This window comes from Pseudomonas sp. 2848 (assembly GCF_003253945.1).
Taxonomy (GTDB): domain Bacteria; phylum Pseudomonadota; class Gammaproteobacteria; order Pseudomonadales; family Pseudomonadaceae; genus Aquipseudomonas.
Genome location: NZ_QKZD01000001.1, coordinates 259,785 through 281,074 on the forward strand (window position 1 = coordinate 259,785; position 21,290 = coordinate 281,074).

The 21,290-nt window shown below is 64.7% G+C and carries 18 protein-coding genes; 14 read left to right on the forward strand and 4 right to left on the reverse strand.

Features of this window, described 5'->3' with window-relative positions; genetic code table 11:
* Nucleotides 1–3 precede the first annotated feature (3 nt).
* From murD to lpxC, 9 genes are all read left to right on the forward strand, one after another.
* A complete protein-coding gene (gene murD / locus DFS21_RS01225; RefSeq protein ID WP_110700455.1) occupies nt 4–1,350 on the forward strand; it encodes a UDP-N-acetylmuramoyl-L-alanine--D-glutamate ligase in 1,347 nt (448 codons plus the stop codon).
* Nucleotides 1,347–2,561, forward strand: coding sequence for a putative lipid II flippase FtsW (gene ftsW / locus DFS21_RS01230; protein ID WP_102682675.1), 1,215 nt, complete (start codon nt 1,347–1,349; stop codon nt 2,559–2,561). Before murD ends, ftsW begins: the two co-directional genes overlap by 4 nt.
* Nucleotides 2,551–3,630, forward strand: a complete 1,080-nt coding sequence (gene murG, locus DFS21_RS01235; RefSeq protein WP_110700453.1) for an undecaprenyldiphospho-muramoylpentapeptide beta-N-acetylglucosaminyltransferase — start codon at nt 2,551–2,553, stop codon at nt 3,628–3,630. Before ftsW ends, murG begins: the two co-directional genes overlap by 11 nt.
* Entirely contained in the window at nt 3,623–5,071 is a 1,449-nt protein-coding gene (gene murC, locus DFS21_RS01240; RefSeq protein ID WP_102682676.1) for a UDP-N-acetylmuramate--L-alanine ligase, read from the forward strand. The genes murG and murC overlap by 8 nt, the downstream gene beginning before the upstream one ends.
* Nucleotides 5,068–6,024: a D-alanine--D-alanine ligase gene (locus DFS21_RS01245; protein WP_102682677.1), complete on the forward strand. Its 957-nt coding sequence runs from the start codon at nt 5,068–5,070 to the stop codon at nt 6,022–6,024. Before murC ends, DFS21_RS01245 begins: the two co-directional genes overlap by 4 nt.
* A gap of 5 nt (nt 6,025–6,029) precedes the next feature.
* On the forward strand, nt 6,030–6,899 hold the full coding sequence (locus tag DFS21_RS01250) for a cell division protein FtsQ/DivIB (protein ID WP_023629819.1): 870 nt from the start codon (nt 6,030–6,032) through the stop codon (nt 6,897–6,899).
* A 14-nt stretch (nt 6,900–6,913) separates the two neighbouring features.
* Complete coding sequence (ftsA, locus tag DFS21_RS01255) at nt 6,914–8,182, forward strand: cell division protein FtsA (RefSeq protein ID WP_094010215.1); 1,269 nt, start codon at nt 6,914–6,916, stop codon at nt 8,180–8,182.
* A gap of 55 nt (nt 8,183–8,237) precedes the next feature.
* Nucleotides 8,238–9,434, forward strand: coding sequence for a cell division protein FtsZ (gene ftsZ, locus DFS21_RS01260; RefSeq protein ID WP_016395521.1), 1,197 nt, complete (start codon nt 8,238–8,240; stop codon nt 9,432–9,434).
* A gap of 112 nt (nt 9,435–9,546) precedes the next feature.
* A complete protein-coding gene (lpxC, locus tag DFS21_RS01265) occupies nt 9,547–10,458 on the forward strand; it encodes a UDP-3-O-acyl-N-acetylglucosamine deacetylase (protein WP_046857004.1) in 912 nt (303 codons plus the stop codon).
* 145 nt (nt 10,459–10,603) lie between these two features.
* Here lpxC and DFS21_RS01270 read toward each other — a convergent pair whose 3' ends face one another.
* The gene (locus tag DFS21_RS01270; RefSeq protein ID WP_110700451.1) at nt 10,604–11,065 is read right to left on the reverse strand and encodes a DUF721 domain-containing protein; all 462 of its coding nucleotides are present in this window, start codon (nt 11,063–11,065) and stop codon (nt 10,604–10,606) included.
* Between the two features lie 333 nt (nt 11,066–11,398).
* On the opposite strand from DFS21_RS01270, the gene secA reads away from it, so the two are divergent.
* The 4 genes from secA (at nt 11,399) to DFS21_RS01290 (ending at nt 17,107) form a co-directional block, all read left to right on the forward strand.
* Nucleotides 11,399–14,134: a preprotein translocase subunit SecA gene (secA, locus tag DFS21_RS01275; RefSeq protein WP_111531711.1), complete on the forward strand. Its 2,736-nt coding sequence runs from the start codon at nt 11,399–11,401 to the stop codon at nt 14,132–14,134.
* Nucleotides 14,135–14,222: 88 nt separating this feature from the next.
* A complete protein-coding gene (argJ, locus tag DFS21_RS01280; RefSeq protein ID WP_102682680.1) occupies nt 14,223–15,440 on the forward strand; it encodes a bifunctional glutamate N-acetyltransferase/amino-acid acetyltransferase ArgJ in 1,218 nt (405 codons plus the stop codon).
* 93 nt (nt 15,441–15,533) lie between these two features.
* Complete coding sequence (locus DFS21_RS01285) at nt 15,534–16,166, forward strand: glutathione S-transferase family protein (protein WP_110700445.1); 633 nt, start codon at nt 15,534–15,536, stop codon at nt 16,164–16,166.
* The gene (locus tag DFS21_RS01290) at nt 16,163–17,107 is read left to right on the forward strand and encodes a Nudix family hydrolase (RefSeq protein WP_110700443.1); all 945 of its coding nucleotides are present in this window, start codon (nt 16,163–16,165) and stop codon (nt 17,105–17,107) included. Before DFS21_RS01285 ends, DFS21_RS01290 begins: the two co-directional genes overlap by 4 nt.
* 40 nt (nt 17,108–17,147) lie before the next feature.
* Here the strand turns inward: DFS21_RS01290 and DFS21_RS01295 are convergent, their stop codons facing one another.
* Genes DFS21_RS01295 through DFS21_RS01305 form a run of 3 tightly spaced genes read right to left on the reverse strand, consistent with a single transcriptional unit; the run spans nt 17,148 to nt 20,698 of the window.
* On the reverse strand, nt 17,148–17,714 hold the full coding sequence (locus DFS21_RS01295) for a cob(I)yrinic acid a,c-diamide adenosyltransferase (RefSeq protein WP_111531712.1): 567 nt from the start codon (nt 17,712–17,714) through the stop codon (nt 17,148–17,150).
* Nucleotide 17,715: 1 nt separating this feature from the next.
* Entirely contained in the window at nt 17,716–19,743 is a 2,028-nt protein-coding gene (locus tag DFS21_RS01300; RefSeq protein ID WP_102682684.1) for an ATP-binding protein, read from the reverse strand.
* A 37-nt stretch (nt 19,744–19,780) separates the two neighbouring features.
* Complete coding sequence (locus tag DFS21_RS01305; RefSeq protein WP_102682685.1) at nt 19,781–20,698, reverse strand: putative 2-dehydropantoate 2-reductase; 918 nt, start codon at nt 20,696–20,698, stop codon at nt 19,781–19,783.
* A 100-nt stretch (nt 20,699–20,798) separates the two neighbouring features.
* On the opposite strand from DFS21_RS01305, the gene DFS21_RS01310 reads away from it, so the two are divergent.
* The gene (locus tag DFS21_RS01310) at nt 20,799–21,284 is read left to right on the forward strand and encodes a YajQ family cyclic di-GMP-binding protein (RefSeq protein WP_011535522.1); all 486 of its coding nucleotides are present in this window, start codon (nt 20,799–20,801) and stop codon (nt 21,282–21,284) included.
* The last annotated feature ends 6 nt before the right edge of the window (nt 21,285–21,290 follow it).

Here is a 21,290-nt window from a genome sequence, read left to right on the forward strand (position 1 = left end):
AGCGTGTCACTGATCGCTTCCGACCAATTCCGCATCGTTGTCGGCCTCGGCAAGAGCGGCATGTCCCTGGTTCGCTTCCTGGCGAACCGGGGCATTGCCTTTGCGGTCGCCGACACCCGCGAGCAACCGCCGGAACTGGACACCCTGCGCCGTGAATACCCGCAGGTGGAAGTGCGCTGTGGCGAGCTGGACGTGGACTTCCTGTGCCGGGCCAGCGAGCTGTATGTCAGCCCAGGCCTGGCCCTGGCCACGCCTGCGCTGCAACAGGCCGCCGCGCGTGGCGTCAAGCTGTCCGGGGACATCGAGCTGTTCGCCCATCACGCCAAGGCGCCGATCGTGGCCATCAGCGGCTCCAACGCCAAGAGCACCGTGACCACCCTGGTCGGCGAGATGGCCGTCAAGGCAGGCAAACGTGTGGCAGTAGGCGGCAACCTCGGCACCCCGGCCCTGGACTTGCTGGCTGATGACGTCGAGCTGTACGTGCTGGAGCTGTCGAGCTTCCAGCTGGAGACCACCGACCAGCTCAACGCCGAAGTGGCCACCGTGCTGAACATCAGCGAAGACCACATGGACCGCTACAGCGGCCTGCCGGCCTATCACCTGGCCAAGCACCGGATCTTCCGCGGCGCCCGCCAGGTGGTGGTCAACCGCCAGGATGCCCTGAGCCGTCCGTTGCCGGTCGAAGGCCGGCCGTGCTGGACCTTTGGCCTCAACGCACCGGACTTCAAGGCCTTCGGCCTGCGTGAAGTGGATGGCGAGAAATACCTGGCGTTCGAGTTCCAGACCCTCATGCCAGTGCGTGAGCTGAAGATCCGCGGCGCCCACAATCACAGCAACGCCCTGGCTGCCCTGGCCCTCGGCCACGCCGTCGGCCTGCCGTTCGAACCGATGCTCGAAGCGCTGCGCGAATTCAAGGGCCTGGCCCATCGTTGCCAGTGGGTGCGCGAGCGCAACGGCGTGAACTGGTACGACGATTCCAAGGCCACCAACGTCGGTGCCGCGCTGGCGGCCATCGAAGGCCTGGGTGCCGATATCGAGGGCAAACTGGTGCTGATCGCCGGCGGCGATGGCAAGGGTGCCGATTTTGCGGCCTTGCGTACCCCGGTGGCGCAGCATTGCCGCGCCGTGGTGCTGATCGGCCGCGATGCCGCACGCCTGGCCGAAACCCTGAAGGATGCCGTGCAACTGGTGCCCGTGCAGACCCTCGATGAGGCCGTGCAGCGTTGCGCCGAGCTGGCCCGCGCCGGTGACGCGGTGCTGCTGTCGCCGGCCTGCGCCAGCCTCGACATGTTCAAGAACTTTGAAGAACGCGGGCGCCTGTTCGCCCAGGCAGCGGAGGGGCTGGCATGATCTTCGGCATCCTCAAGCCGTACCCGTCGCCGCTGATCAGCGGCCGTGGCATCGACCTCGACTTCCCGCTGCTGGCCGGTTGCCTGGCGCTGCTCGGCCTGGGCCTGGTGATGATCACCTCGGCCTCCTCCGAAGTGGCCGCGGTGCAGTCCGGCAACCCGCTGTACCACATGTTCCGCCACCTGGTGTACGTCACCCTTGGGCTGGGCGCCGGGTTGATGACCATGCTGGTGCCGATCGCCACCTGGCAGCGCATGGGCTTCATGATGCTGATCGGTGCCTTCGGTCTGCTGGTGCTGGTGCTGGTGCCCGGTATCGGCCGTGAGGTGAACGGTTCGATGCGCTGGATCGGCTTCAGCTTCTTCAACGTCCAGCCATCGGAGATCGCCAAGGTCTTCGTGGTCATTTATCTCGCCGGCTACCTGGTGCGTCGCCAGACCGAGGTGCGCGAGAGCTGGATGGGCTTCTTCAAACCGTTCATCGTGCTGCTGCCAATGGCCGGCCTGCTGCTGATGGAGCCGGACTTCGGCGCCACGGTGGTGATGATGGGCGCTGCGGCGGCCATGCTGTTCCTCGGGGGAGTGGGGCTGTTCCGCTTCTCGCTGATGGTGGTGCTGGCGGTCATATCGGTGGTGGTGCTGGTCCAGGCCCAGCCTTACCGGATGGCGCGCCTGATCACCTTCACCGATCCCTGGAGCGATCAGTTCGGCTCCGGCTACCAGCTGACCCAGGCGTTGATCGCCTTCGGGCGCGGCGAATGGTTGGGCGTGGGCCTGGGCAACAGTGTGCAGAAGCAGTTCTACCTGCCCGAGGCGCACACCGACTTCGTGTTCTCGGTGCTGGCCGAAGAGCTGGGGGTGGTCGGCTCTCTGCTGACCATCGCGCTGTTCGTGTTCATCACCGTGCGTGCCCTGTACATCGGCCTGTGGGCCGAGAAGGCCAAGCAGTTCTTCGCCGCCTACATGGCCTTCGGCCTGTCGTTCCTGTGGATCGGCCAGTTCCTGATCAACATCGGCGTGAACGTCGGCTTGCTGCCGACCAAGGGCCTGACCCTGCCGTTCCTCAGCTACGGGGGCAGTTCCCTGGTGATCTGTTGCGCCTGTGTCGGCCTGCTTTTACGCATCGAGTGGGAGAGCCGCACCCATCTGGGCAGCGAAGAACACGAGTTCAAGGAGAGCGATTTTGCCGAGGAGCCCAGCCATGGCCGCTGACGGCAAAAACATCCTGATCATGGCCGGTGGCACCGGGGGGCACGTGTTCCCGGCCCTGGCCTGTGCCCGCGAGTTCCAGGCCCGCGGCTACAACGTGCACTGGCTGGGTACCCCGCGTGGCATCGAAAACGAACTGGTGCCCCAGGCCGGCCTGCCGCTGCACCTGATCCAGGTCACCGGCCTGCGCGGCAAGGGCAAGCTGTCGCTGCTCAAGGCGCCGTTCACCCTGGTCAAGGCCGTGCTGCAGGCGCGGCGCATCGTCCGTGAGCTCAAACCGGTCTGCGTGGTCGGTTTCGGTGGTTATGTGACCGGCCCCGGTGGCGTAGCCGCGCGGTTGTGTGGTGTGCCACTGGTGATCCACGAGCAGAATGCCCGCGCCGGTACCACCAATCGTTTGCTGCTGCCGCTGGCCGCGCGTGTCTGCGAAGCATTCCCGGACACCTTTGCCGCCAGCGACAAGCTGCGCACCACCGGCAATCCGGTGCGTCCGGAGCTGTTCATGGACGCCCTGCGCGCGCCCCTGGCCGAGCGCCGTGCGCGCCTGTTGGTCATGGGCGGCAGCCTGGGTGCGGAACCATTGAACAAATTGTTGCCTAAGGCCCTGTCCGAGGTGCCGGCGAACCTGCGCCCCGAAGTGTTCCACCAGGCGGGCAGGAACCACGCGCCCGTCACCGCCGAGCGTTATCACGAGGCGGGGGTCGAGGCCCAGGTCGAACCGTTCATCAAGGACATGGCCCATGCCTATGGCTGGGCCGATATGGTGGTGTGCCGGGCCGGCGCCCTGACCGTCAGCGAACTCGCGGCGGCGGGCCTGCCCTCGATGCTGGTGCCCTTGCCCCATGCCATCGACGACCACCAGACCCACAACGCCCAATACCTGGCACGTGAAGGCGCCGCCTTCCTGATGCCACAAGCGACTACTGGCGCAGCGCAGCTCGCTGAACGCCTGAACGAGGTGCTGATGCAACCCGAGAAACTCAACGCCATGGCCGGCACCGCCCGCCGCCTGGCCAAACCTGCCGCAACCAGCACCGTGGTGGATATCTGCCTGGAGGTGGCCCATGGTTGAGAGCCAGAAAGCCATGCCGCATCCGAAGATGGGCCGCATCCGTCGTATCCACTTCGTCGGTATCGGCGGCGTGGGTATGTGCGGCATCGCTGAAGTGCTGCTGAACCTCGGCTATGAAGTGTCCGGCTCCGACCTCAAGGTGTCGCCGGTCACTGAGCGCCTTGAGTCGTTCGGCGCCGAGATCTTCGTCGGCCACCGCGCCGAGAACGCCGCCAACGCCGATGTGCTGGTGGTGTCCAGCGCGATCAATCCGGCCAACCCGGAAGTCGCCACCGCACTGGAGCGCCGCATCCCTGTGGTGCCGCGTGCCGAGATGCTCGCCGAGCTGATGCGCTATCGCCATGGCGTGGCGGTAGCCGGCACCCACGGCAAGACCACCACCACCAGCCTGCTGGCCTCGGTGTTCGCCGCCGGTGGCCTGGACCCGACCTTCGTCATCGGTGGTCGCCTGACCGCGGCCGGGACCAACGCGCAGTTGGGCACCAGCCGCTACCTGATCGCCGAAGCCGACGAGAGCGATGCCAGCTTCCTGCACCTGCAGCCCATGGTCGCCGTGGTCACCAACATCGACGCCGACCACATGGCCACCTACGAAGGCGACTTCAACAAGCTGAAGAAGACCTTCGTCGAGTTCCTGCACAACCTGCCGTTCTATGGGCTGGCGGTGATGTGCCTGGACGACCCGGTGGTGCGCGAGATCCTGCCGCAGGTCAAGCGTCCGACGGTCACCTACGGCTTCAGCGAAGAGGCCGACATCCGCGCCATCAACGTGCGTCAGCAGGGCATGCAGACCCACTTCACCGTGCTGCGCCGTGACTGCGAGCCGCTGGAAGTGTCGGTGAACATGCCAGGCAACCACAACGTGCTGAACGCTTTGGCGACCATCGCCATCGCCACCGACGAAGGCATCAGCGACGAGGCCATCGTCCAGGGGCTGTCGGGCTTCCAGGGCGTTGGCCGGCGTTTCCAGGTCTACGGCGAGCTGCCGGTCGACGGTGGCAGCGTGATGCTGGTCGACGACTATGGCCACCATCCGACCGAGGTCGCCGCGGTGATCAAGGCCGTGCGTGGCGGCTGGCCGAGCCGCCGCCTGGTGATCGTCTACCAGCCGCACCGCTATAGCCGCACCCGCGACCTGTACGACGATTTCGTGCAGGTGCTGGGCGATGCCAACGTGCTGCTGCTGATGGAGGTCTACCCGGCCGGCGAAGAGCCGATCCCCGGCGCCGACAGCCGCCAGCTGTGCCACAGCATCCGCCAGCGCGGCAAGCTCGATCCGATCTACATCGAACGCGGCGCCGAGCTCGCGCCGTTGGTCCAGCCGCTGCTGCGCGCCGGTGACATCCTCATCTGCCAGGGTGCCGGCGATGTCGGCGGCCTGGCCCCGCAATTGATGAATAGCCCGCTGTTCGCAGGCGCCAAGCAGGAGAAGTCGAAATGACCAGCGCCTACGACAAGTTGCACTCGACCCTGGACGTCAAGGCCTTTGGCCGCGTCGCCGTGCTGTACGGTGGCAAGAGTGCCGAGCGTGAGGTTTCCCTGAAGTCGGGCAAGGCAGTGATCGAGGCGCTGACCAGCGCTGGTGTCGACGTAGTCGCCATCGACGTCGGCGACGACCTTCTGAACCGCCTGCAGAGCGAGAAGATCGACCGCGCCTTCATCATCCTCCACGGCCGTGGTGGTGAGGACGGCAGCATGCAGGGCCTGCTCGAGTGCCTGGGGATTCCCTACACCGGCAGCGGCATTCTTGCCTCGGCGCTGGCCATGGACAAGCTGCGCACCAAGCAGGTGTGGCAGAGCCTGGGTATCCCCACGCCGCGTCACGCCGTGCTGGCCAGCGAGCAGGATTGCGTGGCCGCCAGTGCGGAACTGGGCTTCCCGTTGATCGTCAAACCCGCCCATGAAGGTTCGAGCATCGGCATGGCCAAGGTGAACAGCGAGCAAGAGCTGGTCGCCGCCTGGAAAGACGCCGCCAACTACGATTCGCAAGTCCTGGTCGAGCAATGGATCCACGGCCCGGAATTCACCATCGCCGTGCTGCGTGGCCAGGTGCTGCCGCCGATCGCGCTGGGCACGCCGCACGTGTTCTACGACTACGACGCCAAGTACATCGCCAATGACACCCAGTACCGCATCCCGTGCGGCCTGGACAGCGTCAAGGAGCAGGAACTGATCGACCTTACCGCGCGCGCCTGCGATGCCGTTGGTATCGAGGGCTGGGGCCGTCTGGACGTGATGCAGGACGAGCAGGGCCGTTTCTGGCTGCTCGAGGTCAACACCGCACCGGGCATGACCGACCATAGCCTGGTGCCCATGGCGGCCCGTGCCGCCGGCCTGGACTTCCAGCAGCTGGTGCTGGCGATCCTGGCCGACAGCGTAGCGACGAGAGGTTAATAGCCATGCAAGGCGCGATGATACGTCAGCAGCCACCCGTTACCGGCCGTAGCAAGCCGGTGCCGCGTGGTGCCAGCCGACTGGTGGCCGACGAGCCCGTATCGGCGCGCCTGCCGCGGCCAAGCTTCGGCGGCCTCAAGCGCCTGCTGTGGCCGGTATTGCTGGTGGCCGCCGGCTTTGGCGCCTATGAGGGGGCCATTCGCCTGATGCCCTACGCCGACCGGCCGATCACCAAGATCGCCGTGCAGGGTGATCTCAGCTACATCAGCCAGCAGGCGGTGCAGCAGCGTATCGCGCCCTACGTGGCGGCGAGCTTCTTCACCGTCGACCTCGCGGCGATGCGCGTCGAGCTCGAGCAGATGCCCTGGATCGCCCACGCCGAGGTGCGCCGGGTGTGGCCGGACGAGGTGGTGATCCGCCTGGAAGAACAGTTGCCGGTGGCGCGTTGGGGCGACGAGGCCTTGCTCAACAACCAGGGCCAGGCCTTCACCCCGCGCGAACTGGCCAACTACGAGCACCTGCCGCAGCTGTTCGGGCCGCAGCGCGCTCAGCAACAAGTCATGCAGCAGTATCAGGTATTGAGCCAGATGCTGCGCCCCATGGGCTTTTCCATCGCTCGCCTGGAGCTGCGCGAGCGAGGCAGCTGGTTCCTGACCACTGGCGCGGGTAGCGCCGGCCCAGGTATCGAGCTGCTGCTGGGGCGCGACCACCTGGTGGAGAAGATGCGCCGTTTCATTGCCATTTACGACAAATCGCTTAAAGACCAGATCACCAATATCGCCCGCATCGATCTGCGTTATTCCAACGGACTTGCCGTTGGTTGGCGGGAACCGAATGCACCGACGACGGCCCAACCCGCCGTTGCGAAGAATTAGAGAGAGGCAGGACCATGGCAAACGCGCATAGCGGCAAAATGATCGTCGGGCTGGACATCGGCACCTCCAAGGTGGTGGCGCTGGTGGGTGAAGTCGGCGAGGACGGTACCCTGGAGATCGTCGGGATCGGCACCCATCCGTCTCGCGGCCTGAAGAAGGGCGTGGTGGTGAACATCGAGTCGACGGTGCAGTCGATCCAGCGCGCCGTGGAAGAGGCCCAGCTGATGGCCGGCTGCCGCATCCACTCGGCGTTCGTCGGCGTGGCCGGCAACCACATCCGCAGCCTGAACTCCCACGGCATCGTCGCCATCCGCGATCGCGAAGTCAGCACCGCCGACCTTGAGCGCGTGCTCGATGCCGCCCAGGCCGTGGCCATTCCGGCCGACCAGCGGGTGCTGCACACCCTGCCGCAGGACTACGTGATCGACAACCAGGAAGGCGTGCGCGAGCCCCTGGGCATGTCGGGCGTGCGCCTGGAAGCCAAGGTCCACGTGGTTACCTGCGCGGTGAACGCGGCGCAGAACATCGAAAAATGCGTGCGTCGCTGTGGTCTGGAAATCGACGACATCATCCTTGAACAGCTGGCCTCGGCCTACTCGGTGCTGACCGACGACGAGAAGGAACTGGGCGTGTGCCTGGTGGACATCGGTGGCGGCACCACCGACATCGCCATCTTCACCGAAGGTGCGATCCGCCACACCGCGGTAATCCCGATCGCTGGCGACCAGGTCACCAACGACATCGCCATGGCCCTGCGTACGCCTACGCAGTACGCCGAGGAAATCAAGATCCGCTACGCCTGCGCCCTGGCCAAGCTGGCCGGCGCCGGCGAGACCATCAAGGTGCCGAGCGTGGGTGATCGCCCGCCGCGCGAGCTGTCGCGCCAGGCCCTGGCCGAAGTGGTGGAGCCGCGTTACGACGAGCTGTTCACCCTGATCCAGGCCGAGCTGCGCCGCAGCGGCTACGAGGACCTGGTGCCGGCCGGCATCGTCCTCACCGGCGGCACCGCGAAGATGGAAGGCGCCGTGGAACTGGCCGAGGAAATCTTCCACATGCCGGTACGCCTGGGCGTGCCGCACAGCGTCCGCGGGCTGAGCGACGTGGTCCGCAACCCGATCTATTCCACCGGCGTGGGCCTGCTCACCTACGGGCTGCAGAAGCAGTCCGAGGACCTGTCCCTGACCGGTATCAGCAACAGCAACAGCAGCAACAACAGCTATGGCGATGAACCCAAGGGGCCAGTGCTTGAGCGACTCAAGCGTTGGGTCCAGAGCAACTTCTGAGTTTCAAAGCAGTAGTGGTAGGCGCGACAACTAGAGAACTGTAAGGAGAGGGAAAATGTTCGAGCTCGTAGACAACGTCCCGCAAAGTCCGGTCATCAAGGTGATCGGCGTCGGCGGTGGCGGCGGCAACGCCGTCAACCACATGGTCAAGAGCAGCATCGAAGGCGTGGAATTCATCTGTGCCAACACCGATGCTCAGGCGCTGAAAAACATCGGCGCGCGCACCATCCTGCAACTGGGCACTGGTGTAACCAAGGGCCTGGGTGCTGGCGCCAATCCGGAAGTCGGCCGTCAGGCCGCGCTGGAAGACCGTGAGCGCATCGCCGAAGTGCTGCAGGGCACCAACATGGTGTTCATCACCACCGGCATGGGTGGCGGTACCGGTACCGGCGCGGCGCCGATCATCGCCGAAGTGGCCAAGGAAATGGGCATCCTCACCGTCGCGGTGGTGACTCGTCCGTTCCCGTTCGAAGGCCGCAAGCGCATGCAGATCGCCGATGAAGGCATCCGCATGCTGGCTGAAAGCGTCGACTCGTTGATCACCATCCCCAACGAGAAGCTGCTGACCATCCTGGGCAAGGATGCAAGCCTCCTGTCCGCCTTCGCCAAGGCCGACGACGTGCTGGCCGGCGCCGTGCGCGGCATCTCGGACATCATCAAGCGTCCGGGCATGATCAACGTCGACTTCGCCGACGTACGCACCGTGATGGGTGAGATGGGCATGGCGATGATGGGTACCGGCTGCGCCAGCGGCCCGAACCGTGCTCGCGAAGCCACCGAGGCGGCGATCCGCAACCCGTTGCTCGAAGACGTCAACCTGCAGGGCGCCCGCGGCATCCTGGTGAACATCACCGCAGGGCCTGACCTGTCGCTGGGCGAGTACTCCGACGTGGGTAGCATCATCGAGGCCTTCGCCTCCGACCACGCGATGGTCAAGGTCGGCACCGTGATCGACCCGGACATGCGCGACGAGCTGCACGTGACCGTCGTGGCCACCGGCCTGGGCGCGCGCATCGAGAAACCGGTCAAGGTGGTCGACAACACCCTGCAGACCGCCCAGCAGGCGTACGAGGCCTCCAACCCGGCCCCGGTTCGCCAGGAGCAGTCGGCCGTCAACTACCGTGACCTGGAGCGTCCGACCGTGATGCGCAACCAGGCCCATGCAGGTGCTGCGGCAGCCGCTAAACTCAACCCTCAGGATGATCTGGACTACCTGGATATCCCGGCGTTCCTGCGTCGTCAGGCCGATTAATGGAATTTATCAGGGGTATAAGGGTGATTGGTGTTCAGCAAAGGCCGGGTCTGTTATCATCCCCAGCCTTTGTTGATACCTGTTCGCAATTTGCGCTGAAGCGGCCAATGCCATGATTAGACAACGCACCCTGAAGAATACCATCCGTGCCACAGGCGTCGGCCTGCACTCCGGGGAGAAGGTCTACCTGACCCTCAAGCCTGCGCCTGTCGACAGCGGCATCGTCTTCCGTCGCGCCGACCTCGACCCTGTGGTCGAAATCCCGGCGCGCGCGGCCAACGTCGGCGAGACCACCATGTCCACCACGCTGGTCAACGGTGACGTCAAAGTCGATACGGTCGAGCACCTGCTCTCCGCCATGGCGGGCCTGGGCATCGATAACGCCTACGTCGAGCTCTCCGCCTCGGAAGTGCCGATCATGGATGGCAGCGCCGGACCCTTCGTATTCCTGATCCAATCGGCCGGCCTGGAAGAACAGGACGCACCGAAGAAGTTCATCCGCATCCTGCGTGAAGTGACAGTGGAAGAGGGCGACAAGCGCGCCACTTTCCTGCCCTTCGACGGGTTCAAGGTGAGCTTCGAGATCGACTTCGATCACCCGGTCCTCAAGGGCCAGACCCAGAGCGCGGTCGTCGACTTCTCGAGCACCTCGTTCGTGAAGGAAGTCAGCCGTGCCCGTACCTTCGGTTTCATGCGTGACATCGAGTACCTGCGCAAGCACAACCTTGCGCTGGGTGGCAGTGTCGAGAACGCCATCGTCGTCGACGAAACCGGTGTTCTCAACGAAGACGGCCTTCGTTCCGATGACGAATTCGTCAAGCACAAGATCCTCGACGCCATCGGCGATCTGTACCTGCTGGGCAACAGCCTGATCGGCGAGTTCAAGGGCTACAAGTCCGGACACGCGCTGAACAACCAGCTGTTGCGCAAGCTGATTGCGGAAACCGACGCCTGGGAAGTGGTCACCTTCGAAGATGCCAGCACGGCACCGATCTCGTACATGCGCCCTGTGGCGGCTGTGTAAGTTCGAACACTCTCTCTAGTGATTAAGGCCACCTTCGGGTGGCCTTTTTTATGGCTGGGAATTGGATTTGGGCTGATGGCAAACAGTTCGAGAGCTGCGTTGTGGCGGATATCGAGTACCTAAGCAAGGTTCAAGTCGAGCGCTCTCAGCCGTTATCCTTCCCTTGAGCATGTGCCGCCAATCGCTCCAGCGCCGCCTTGAGCTTCGGGTCACTGATTCCTTCCGCCGACCCTCGGATACTCTGAGCGGCAGTTTCCGAAAGCTCCGGCCCTTGCCCCTCGCGTTTGGCTGCCACCAGCGGCGGTTGCACCTTGAACAATATGCGCGTCAGGTTGGCGAAGGCTTCCATGGCCATGAGCTGACGTTGCAGGCGTTTCTGCTGGTAGCGCAGGCGGGTCGCCCAATGGCCGTCGGTAACCACCAGCAACAACGTCCCTTCCTTCCAGGAAGCCACGTGGCAATGCTCGCGGGCGGCTGGCTGCAGCTGGCTTTCCAGCAGGCGCTGCAGGTGCTCCAGGCGCTCGGCCTGGTTCAGCAGCAGGCGCAGCGGGCGTGCCTTGCGCAGCAGGGCCGAGGGCGGGTGGGCGGAAGAGGGTTTGTAGGCCATGGAAGTTCGCGGCGGGTTGCTAGAGCGGCAGTTTAACAGGCGCCGCCTGATCGCGGGGCAAGCCCGCTCCCACGCGACGTGCGAAACGGCCATGCTGGCTGGGATCTTGATGCAAGTCATTCGCGATACGTTTCATCTGCGCGCACCTTGAACTTGCGCAAAAAGCCCCTATGTTAGTCAAGCCCCCTTAAAGCGCTGTGCCAGCATCGTGGAAATCCACCACTTTCCTCACCATCGTTTCCGGGTAGAATGCTCGTTCGCATGCGGCCTCTGGGCTGCACGGGCGACTCATGGGGCCGCCCTCCATCCCTACGTGTGGAAGATCCTGCCGATATGTTTGCGCCTTTGTTAAAAAAACTTTTTGGAAGCAAGAACGAGCGTGAAATCAAACGCATGCTCAAGACGGTGAGCACCGTCAATGCCTTCGAAGAGAAGATGGTGGCCCTCTCCGACGAGCAACTGCGGAGCAAGACCGCAGAGTTCAAGGAGCGCCTGGCCAAAGGCGAAACGCTTGATCAACTGCTGCCCGAAGCCTTCGCCGTGGCCCGCGAGGCCGGCAAGCGCGTGATGGGCATGCGTCACTTTGATGTCCAGCTGATCGGCGGCATGACCTTGCACGAAGGCATGATCGCAGAAATGCGTACCGGTGAAGGCAAGACCTTGGTCGGTACCCTGGCCGTCTACCTCAACGCGCTGTCCGGCAAGGGCGTGCACGTGGTCACGGTGAACGATTACCTGGCCCGCCGCGACGCCAACTGGATGCGCCCGCTGTACGAGTTCCTCGGCCTGACCGTGGGCATCGTCTCGGCCTTCCAGCCGCCGGAAGAGAAACGCGCCGCCTACGCCGCGGACATCACCTACGGCACCAACAACGAATTCGGTTTCGACTACCTGCGCGACAACATGGCGTTCAGCCAGGACGAGAAGTTCCAGCGTGAACTGAACTTCGCGGTGATCGACGAAGTCGACTCGATCCTCATCGACGAAGCGCGTACCCCGCTGATCATCTCCGGCCAGGCCGAGGACAGCTCCAAACTGTACATCGAGATCAACCGCCTGATCCCGCGCCTGACCCAGCACATCGAGGAAGTCGAAGGCCAGGTGACCCAAGAGGGTCACTACAGCATCGACGAGAAGAGCCGCCAGGTCGAACTGAACGAGGCCGGCCACCAGTTCATCGAGGACATGCTCACCCAATCCGGCCTGCTGGCCGAGGGCGAGAGCCTGTACTCCGCGCACAACCTGGGCCTGCTGACCCACGTCTACGCCGGCCTGCGGGCGCACAAGCTGTTCCATCGCAACGTCGAGTACATCGTCCAGGACGGCCAGATCCTCCTGATCGACGAGCACACCGGCCGCACCATGCCGGGCCGCCGCCTGTCCGAGGGCCTGCACCAGGCCATCGAGGCCAAGGAAAACCTGAACATCCAGGCCGAAAGCCAGACCCTGGCCTCGACCACCTTCCAGAACTACTTCCGCCTGTACACCAAGCTGTCCGGCATGACCGGTACCGCCGACACCGAGGCGTTCGAGTTCGCGCAGATCTATGCGCTCAACGTGATGGTCATCCCGCCGAACAAGCCGTTGGCGCGCAAGGACTTCAACGACCTGGTGTACCTGACCGCCGACGAGAAGTACGCGGCAATCATTGCCGACATCAAGGAAAGCATGGCCCAGGGCCGTCCTGTCCTGGTCGGCACCGCGACCATCGAAACCTCCGAGCACATGTCCAACCTGCTCAAGAAGGAAGGTATCGACCACAAGGTCCTGAACGCCAAGTACCACGAGAAAGAAGCCGAGATCATCGCGCAAGCCGGTGCGCCGGGTGCCCTGACCATCGCCACCAACATGGCCGGTCGTGGTACCGACATCCTGCTGGGCGGTAACTGGGAGGCCGAAGTCGCCGCCCTGGACAACCCGACCGCCGAGCAGATCGCCCAGATCAAGGCCGACTGGCAGAAGCGCCACCAGCAGGTGCTGGAGGCCGGCGGCCTGCACGTGATTGCCTCCGAGCGCCACGAATCGCGCCGTATCGACAACCAGCTGCGTGGCCGTGCCGGCCGTCAGGGCGATGCCGGCTCGAGCCGCTTCTACCTGTCGCTGGAAGACAGCCTGATGCGCATCTTCGCCTCCGACCGGGTGAAGAACTTCATGAAGGCGCTGGGCATGCAGTCCGGTGAGGCCATCGAGCACCGCATGGTGACCAACGCCATCGAGAAAGCGCAGCGCAAGGTCGAGGGTCGCAACTTCGATATCCGCAAGCAGCTGCTCGAATACGACGACGTGGCCAACGAACAGCGCAAGGTGATCTACCACATGCGCAACAGCCTGCTGGCGGCCGAGAACATCGGTGACACCATCGCCGAGTTCCGTCTGGAAGTGCTCGATGCCACCATCAGCCAGCACATCCCGCCGCAGTCGCTGCCCGAGCAGTGGGACGTGGCCGGCCTGGAGGCCTCGCTGTCCAGCGACTTCGCCATGAAGCTGCCGATCCAGCAGTGGCTCGACGAAGACGATCACCTCTACGAGGAGACCCTGCGCGAGAAGCTGCTCAAGGAAATCACCGACGCCTACAACGAGAAGGAAGACCAGGCCGGCATCGACGCCCTGCGTACCTTCGAGAAGCAGATCCTGCTGCGCGTGCTGGACGACCTGTGGAAAGACCACCTGTCGACCATGGACCACCTGCGCCACGGTATCCACCTGCGCGGCTATGCGCAGAAGAACCCCAAGCAGGAGTACAAGCGCGAATCGTTCACCCTGTTCCAGGAACTGCTCGAGTCGATCAAGCGCGACACCATCCGCGTGCTGTCGCACGTTCAGGTCCGTCGCGAAGACCCGGTCGAGGAAGAAGCCCGTCTGCGCCGCGAGGCCGAGGAACTGGCCAGCCGCATGCAATTCCAGCACGCCGCCGCACCAGGCCTGGAAGGCGAGCAACTGGCCGAGGAGGGCGCTGAAGTCGCCGTCGCATCGGCTCCTGTGCGCAACGACATGAAGCTCGGTCGCAACGAGCCTTGCTGGTGTGGCTCGGGCAAGAAATTCAAGCATTGCCATGGTCAGATTGAATGATCTGAACCACCTGCAGTAACGTGACACATCCGGGGCCGCTTTGCGGCCCCGCTTTTTGTTCTCAACCGATTTATCTAGGAGCGCTCTAATGGCTGTTGGTCTTGGTCCCCTGCCCACCCTGCACCCGGTTCCCGGTTTCGAACTCGGTATCGCCTCGGCGGGCATCAAGCGCCCGGGGCGCAAGGATGTGGTGGTGATGCGCTGCGCCGAAGGCTCCAGCGTCGCCGGCGTGTTCACCCTCAACGCCTTCTGCGCGGCACCGGTGATCCTCTCCAAGCAGCGCGTGCAGGGCACCGTGCGTTACCTGCTGACCAACACCGGCAACGCCAACGCAGGCACCGGCGCACCGGGCCTGGCCGCCGCCGAGCGCACCTGCGCCAGGCTGGCCGAACTGGCCGGCGTGCCGGCCGAGTCGGTCCTGCCGTTCTCCACCGGCGTGATCGGCGAGCCGCTGCCGGTCGAGAAGATCGAAGGCGCGCTGCAGGCCGCCCTGGACAACCTGTCGGAAAACAACTGGGCCGAAGCCGCCACCGGCATCATGACCACCGACACCCTGCCCAAGGGCGCCAGCCGTCAGTTCCAGTTCGACGGCAAGACCATCACCGTCACCGGTATCAGCAAGGGCGCGGGGATGATCCGCCCGAACATGGCTACCATGCTCGGCTACATCGCCACCGACGCCAAGGTCGCCCCGGCCGTGTTGAAGGACCTGATGCTCGACGGCGCCAACAAGTCGTTCAACCGCATCACCATCGACGGCGACACCTCGACCAACGACTGCTGCATGCTGATCGCCACCGGCAAGGCCGATGTGCCGGAAGTGACCGAGGCCAGCGGCGCGCTGTTCGAAGCACTGAAGCAAGCGGTGTTCGAAGTGTGCATGGAGGTGGCACAGGCCATCGTCCGTGACGGCGAAGGCGCCACCAAGTTCGTCACCGTGCAGGTCAACGGTGGGGGCAACCACCAGGAATGCCTGGACGTTGGCTATGCCGTGGCCCACTCGCCGCTGATCAAGACCGCGCTGTTCGCCTCCGACCCCAACTGGGGCCGCATTCTCGCAGCTGTCGGTCGCGCCGGCGTGCCCGAGCTGGATGTCAGCCTGATCGACGTGTATCTGGACAGTGTGTGCATCGCCAGCAAAGGCGGGCGCAGCCCGAGCTACACCGAGGCACAGGGCTCGGCGGTGATGGCCCAGGAAGAGATCACCATCCGCATTGAGCTCGGCCGTGGCCAGTGCAGCGAAACCATCTGGACCACCGACCTGTCCCACGAGTACGTGAAGATCAACGCCGAATACCGCACCTGACCCATCGCGGGGCAAGCCCGCTCCCACGCACAGCTTGGTGGGAGCGGGCTTGCCCGCGATTACCGCACACTGCCCGCAACATGGAGCCGAACCATGAGCTATCACCTGATCATCGGCGACAAGCTGTATTCCTCCTGGTCGCTACGCGGCGCCCTGGCCCTTGACTTGGCCGGCGTGCCCTACGAAGAAACCCTGATCAAACTCAACCAGCCCGATACCCGCCAGCGCCTGCTGGCGTTCTCGGCCACAGGCAAGGTGCCGCTGCTCAAGACCGAGCATGGCGTCATCGCTGATTCCCTGGCCATCGCCGAGTACCTCAACGAGCAGCATCCGCAAGCATGCCTGTGGCCGGACGACATCGCGGCCCGTGCCCAGGCGCGTTCGGCCTGTGCCCAGATGCACAGCGGCTTCTTCGCCCTGCGCGGCGCCATGCCGTTCGACCTGTCCCGCGACCAGGCGCTGGAAAGCGTGCCGCTGGATGTGCAGGTCGACATCGACCGCATGGTCGCCCTGTGGTCCGAGTGCCGCCTGGTGGCCAAGGATAGTGGCCCGTTCCTGTTTGGCCGGCCGACCCTGGCCGATGCCTTCTTCGCCCCGGTGGCCGTGCGCCTGCGCACCTACCGCGTCGAGGTGCCGGCCGAGGCCGCTGCCTATATCGAAACCATCTACCAGTGGCCGGCCTTCCAGGCCTGGCAGCGGGCTGGCCTGGCGGAGCGTGAAGGGTGAAACGGATTCATGTAGTAGCCGCGGTCATCCGCGGTGCCGATGGTCGCATCCTGATCGCACGTCGTGCGGATACTCAGCATCAAGGCGGCTTGTGGGAGTTTCCCGGCGGCAAGGTGGAAGCGGGGGAGGGCGTCGAAGCGGCGCTGGCCCGTGAGCTGCGTGAGGAACTGGGTATCGAGGTCACGGGGTCGCGCCCGCTGATCAAGGTCAGTCACGATTACCCGGACAAGCAGGTATTGCTGGATGTGCACGAGGTGGATGGCTTTGCTGGTGAGCCACATGGTGCCGAAGGTCAGCCTTTGGCGTGGGTGGCTCCGCGTGACCTGGGGCAGTATGCGTTCCCCGAGGCCAACAAGCCGATTGTCGCCGCCGCGCGTTTGCCCGATCAATACCTGATCACCCCGGACGGTCTGGAAGTGCCCGAGTTGCTCAAAGGTATCCAGAAGGCCGTGGCCAGCGGTATCAGGCTGATCCAGCTACGCGCACCGGACATGTACGACCCGAAGTACCGCGATGTGGCGGTCGACGCGGTTGGCCTGTGCGCAGGCAAGGCGCAACTCATGCTCAAGGGGCCGCTGGAATGGCTGGGCGACTTCCCGTCGGCCGGCTGGCACCTGACCGCCGCGCAGTTGCGCAAGTACGCGGCCAAGGGCCGGCCATTCCCGAAGGAGCGCTGGCTGGCGGCGTCCTGCCACAGTGCCGAGGAGCTGGCATTGGCCGAGCAGATGGGGGTGGATTTCGTCACCCTGTCGCCGGTGCAGGCGACCCAGACGCACCCTGAGGCAGCGCCGCTGGGCTGGGATGAGGCGCAGCGGTTGACTGCAGGGTTCAGCCATCCGGTGTTCTTGCTCGGTGGGGTAGGGCCGGGCGAGCGTGAGCGGGCGTGGGAAGTCGGCGCGCAAGGTGTTGCCGGGATTCGGGCGTTCTGGCCTGAGGCCTGAGTGGCCTGGTAGAGGGGCCGCTTCGCGGCCCCTTGCGGTGTCAGCCTGCTGGCTTATCCGCCGCCTGCCATAACACCTCGGCAACACCCTGCCGCCGCCCGATGATCCGCGCCGCGACAAACAGCAGATCCGAAAGGCGGTTGATGTACGCCAAACCCACGCCTTCCAGCGGTTCTACAGCATTCAACTGCTGACACCGGCGCTCCGCACTGCGCGCCAGGCTCCGGCACACATGCGCCTGAGCGATCAGCGCCGAACCGCTAGGCAGAATGAAGTTTTTCAGCGGCCCCAGCTCTTCGTTCCACATATCGATGGCGGCCTCCAGGCGCTCCACTTCGGCCTGGTTCAACGCTTGGTAACTGGGCATCGCCAGCTCGCCGCCCAGGTCGAACAAACGGTGCTGGCAGGGCGTCAGGATCTCGCTGACCTCATCCAGCCCCTGCTCGGCCAAGCCGGCCAGCAGCAGCCCAAGCTGGCTGTTGAGGCTGTCGACCTCGCCGATTGCCTCGACGCGCGGATGGTCCTTGGGCACTCGGCGCCCATCGCCCAGGCCGGTTTCACCTTTGTCGCCGGTGCGCGTATAGATCTTCGACAGGCGATAGCCCATGTCATGTCTCCGTGTTCAGGGGGGCCGGTTGGGCCTGGTTCAGGGGCAGGCGCAGGGTGAAGCAGGTGCCCTGGCCGGGGGTGGACTGTACTTCCATCTGCCCCTTGTGGTTGTTGGTGATGATGAAGTACGACACCGACAGGCCCAGGCCGGTGCCCTGGCCGATCTCCTTGGTGGTGAAAAAGGGTTCGAAGGTGCGCTTGCGCACCGTCTCGGGCATGCCGACGCCGTTGTCCTCGACCTGGATCTCCGCCCAGGGCGGGTTGAGCCGGGTACGCAAGGTGATACGCCCCGGCTCGCTGGGCTGCGGACGTTGGTGGATCGCCTGGGCGGCGTTCTTCAGCAGGTTCAGCAGCACCTGCTCCAGTTCGTTGGCGGTGCAGGGCACCGGCCCCAGCTGTGGATCGAACTGGCGGACGATGGCCTGGCCCTTGAAGTCGAAGCCGATGGCCAGGTCGAAGTCGTTGCCGGCGATCTCCACCGCCTGGTCGATCAACGCCGGCAGGTCGCAAGGGGCGAGCTGACGGTTGCTGCGGCGGCTGAAGCTGAGCATGTGGGTGACGATCTTGGCGGCCCGTGCGCCGGCTTGCTGGATGCCGTCGAGCAACTGTGGCACCTCGCGGCTGTCCAGGTAGCGATTGACGGCCGGCAGGTCGATGCCCAGCTCGCTGGCCTGCTCCTGGTTGCGCGGCAGGTCCGGCGACAGGCGGCGGCGGATGTTCTGCACGTTGTGCAGGATCGCGCCCAGCGGGTTGTTGATTTCGTGGGCCATGCCGGCGGCCAGGCCGCCGACCGAGAGCATCTTCTCGGACTGCACCATCATTTCTTCCAGTGACAGACGCTGGGTGATGTCGTCGATACGGATCACCACCCCGCGTCCGCCACCGCCCATCAACGGGTAGAAGGTCAGCGCGTAGTGGCGCAGGTCCTCGCCCTTGGGCCAGGTGACGCGCTCGACCTTGGCGACCCGGTGCTTCTCCACGCTCTCCTTGAGCTGCGGCAAGAACGGCTTGAGCGGCTCGAATGCGAGGAAGATCGGCTGGTTCAGCGCTTCGTCCAGCGGTGTCCCGGAGAGCACCGTGGCCTCGTGGTTCCACTGGGTGACGTAGAGCTGTTCGTCGAGGGCGATCAGCGCCGAGGGCATCGAGTCGATGATGCTGTTCAGGTAGTTCTGGAAACCGGTGAGTTTTTTCTCGATCTTGCTGCGCACCTGGACTTCCAGTTCCAGCTTGCGGTTGGTATGGCGGGTTTCCTCGGCCAGGCCCTGGGCCTGGTCATAGGCATCCTGGAACTCGTCACGGGTGCGCTTGAGCTGCTGCTCGCGGGCTTCGATGCGCGACAGCATGGTATTGAACGCCTCGGCCAGGCCGCCGATTTCGTCGTCATTGCCGCGCTGGGCGCGCAGGGCATAGCTTTCCTCGCGGGTGACCTGGCGGGTCAGTTCTTCGAGGCGATTGATCGGCAGGGTGATCAGGCGCTTGATCTGCCGGGCGATGAGCAGCCACAGCAGCACACTGAACACCAGGATGGCCAGGCTGGCGGAGAGGGTGCCGGTGTAGAACGCCGTGGGTAGTTCACTGCTGGCCACCAGCAGCAGGTGTGCGGGGGGCGCGGCGTTGCGTGGCAGGCGGATCAGCTGGGTACTGCGAAACTCCATCAGGCGCCAGCCATCGATGTTGCGGTAGCGCTTGGGCAGGCTCAGCGGCTCGCCATGTTGCAGTTGCGCCAGCAGGCGCCCGTCGCCGCCGTAGATGGCCGCCGCGCGCAATGGCGAGTAGCTGTCGAGCTCCTTCAGTAGCGCCGTGGCGGCTTCCGGCGAGTCACCGGCCCGTGAGGACAGCTGCGGGTTGGACACCAGCTTGCCGATGGTCTGCAGGGCCTGGGGCGCCATGCTCTCCTGGGTGATCCAGTAAGCGGCGCTGATGAAGGCGAGGTTGGCCACCAGCAGGATGGTCACCAGCAGCACCAGCAAGGCCGCCAGCAGCTTCTGCCCGACCGGTAGGTTTTCCAGGCGTTGACGCAGGGTCATGGGTCTGAGGGTGTCCGTATCCGATGAATGGGCAGAATCAGTCGCTGCGCAGGCCACGCGCCTGCAGGTTATCGACCAGGCGCCGGTGCAGGTGTTCCAGTTGCGGCACTGCCAGGCCGTGCCGGCCAGCGGCGCGGCAGGCGTGGCCGAGCAGGTAGTGGACCTCGGTGCGCCGGCCATGGCGGACATCCTGGTACATGGAAGAGTAGTTGGCCGCGGTGGCCAGGATCACCCGCTGTACTTCCTCGTGCAGGTCGCTGGCCGCTTCGGGCTGGCCGCAACGGTGCAGCAGGTTGACCAGTTCGTCGCACAGTGGGTCGACTTCGGTCAGGTACCCGAGCAGGCCGCCATTCTGGCAGTCGTGCAGTACCGTCAGCGGGTTGATCGCACAGTTGAGCGCCAGTTTGCGCCACAGGCGAGCAGGGATGTCGAGCGCCCACTGGGCCGGTATGCCGGCGTCGTGCAGGTCGTCGAACCAGGATGGCATGCCGGGGCTGGCCGGATCACCCAGCCAGTTGAAGCCGTGGCCGGCAAAGCGAACCTGCCAGTCGGCTTCGCGGAACGCGCCCTCGGTGCTGGAGGCGAAGATGCAGCGGGCGTGGGGCACCTGCTCGGCAACCTCGTCCTGGCTGCCCAGGCCGTTCTGCAACAGTACCAGCTCGGCGCCATGGGCCAGCCTGGGGGCCAGGCGCGCCACGGCAGGCGCGGCGTCATAGGCCTTGCAGGCGACCAGCAGGCGATGGATCGGGCCGGGCGCGTCGAAGCTCTCCGCAGGGATCGCATAGTGGTGCTGGGCATCCTGCTCCACCAGGGTCAGCCCGCCCTTGCGTTCATAGGCGGCCAGGCGCTGCTGGTCGCGCAGGATCAGGCGAACCGCCTTGCCGGCGCGGGCCAGGCGACAGGCCCAGAGGCTGCCGAGGCTGCCGGCGCCGAGAATATGCCAGGTGCTGCTCATCTGCGTTTCGCAACCCGTTATAATGAGTCCGCATTTTAACCATCAAACCCGACGCGCTCCATCTTCAGGCCGAGCGCGCTTTTTTTTCTGGAGATCATCCATGCCTTCGTTCGACGTGGTATCGGAACTGGACAAGCACGAAGTGCAGAACGCTGTCGACAACGCCATCAAGGACCTCGACCGTCGCTACGACTTGAAGGGCAAGGGCACCTTCGAGTTCAAGGACAAGGAGCAGACCGTGCTGCTGACCGCCGAGGAGGAGTTCCAGCTCGAGGCCATGCTGGAAATCCTGCGCCTGGCGCTGGTCAAGCGCAAGATCGACGTCAAATGCCTGGAAACCAAGGATCCCTACGCTTCGGGCAAGGAGAAGAAGCAGGAAGCCAAGTTCCGCGAAGGCATCGACAAGGACCTGGCCAAGAAGATCGTCGCCACCATCAAGGACGGCAAGCTCAAGGTCCAGGCCGCCATCCAGGGCGAGCAGGTTCGCGTCACTGGCAAGAAGCGCGACGACCTGCAGGAGGCCATTGCCTTGCTGCGCACCAAGGAATTCGACATGCCGCTGCAGTTCAACAACTTCCGCGACTGATCGCAC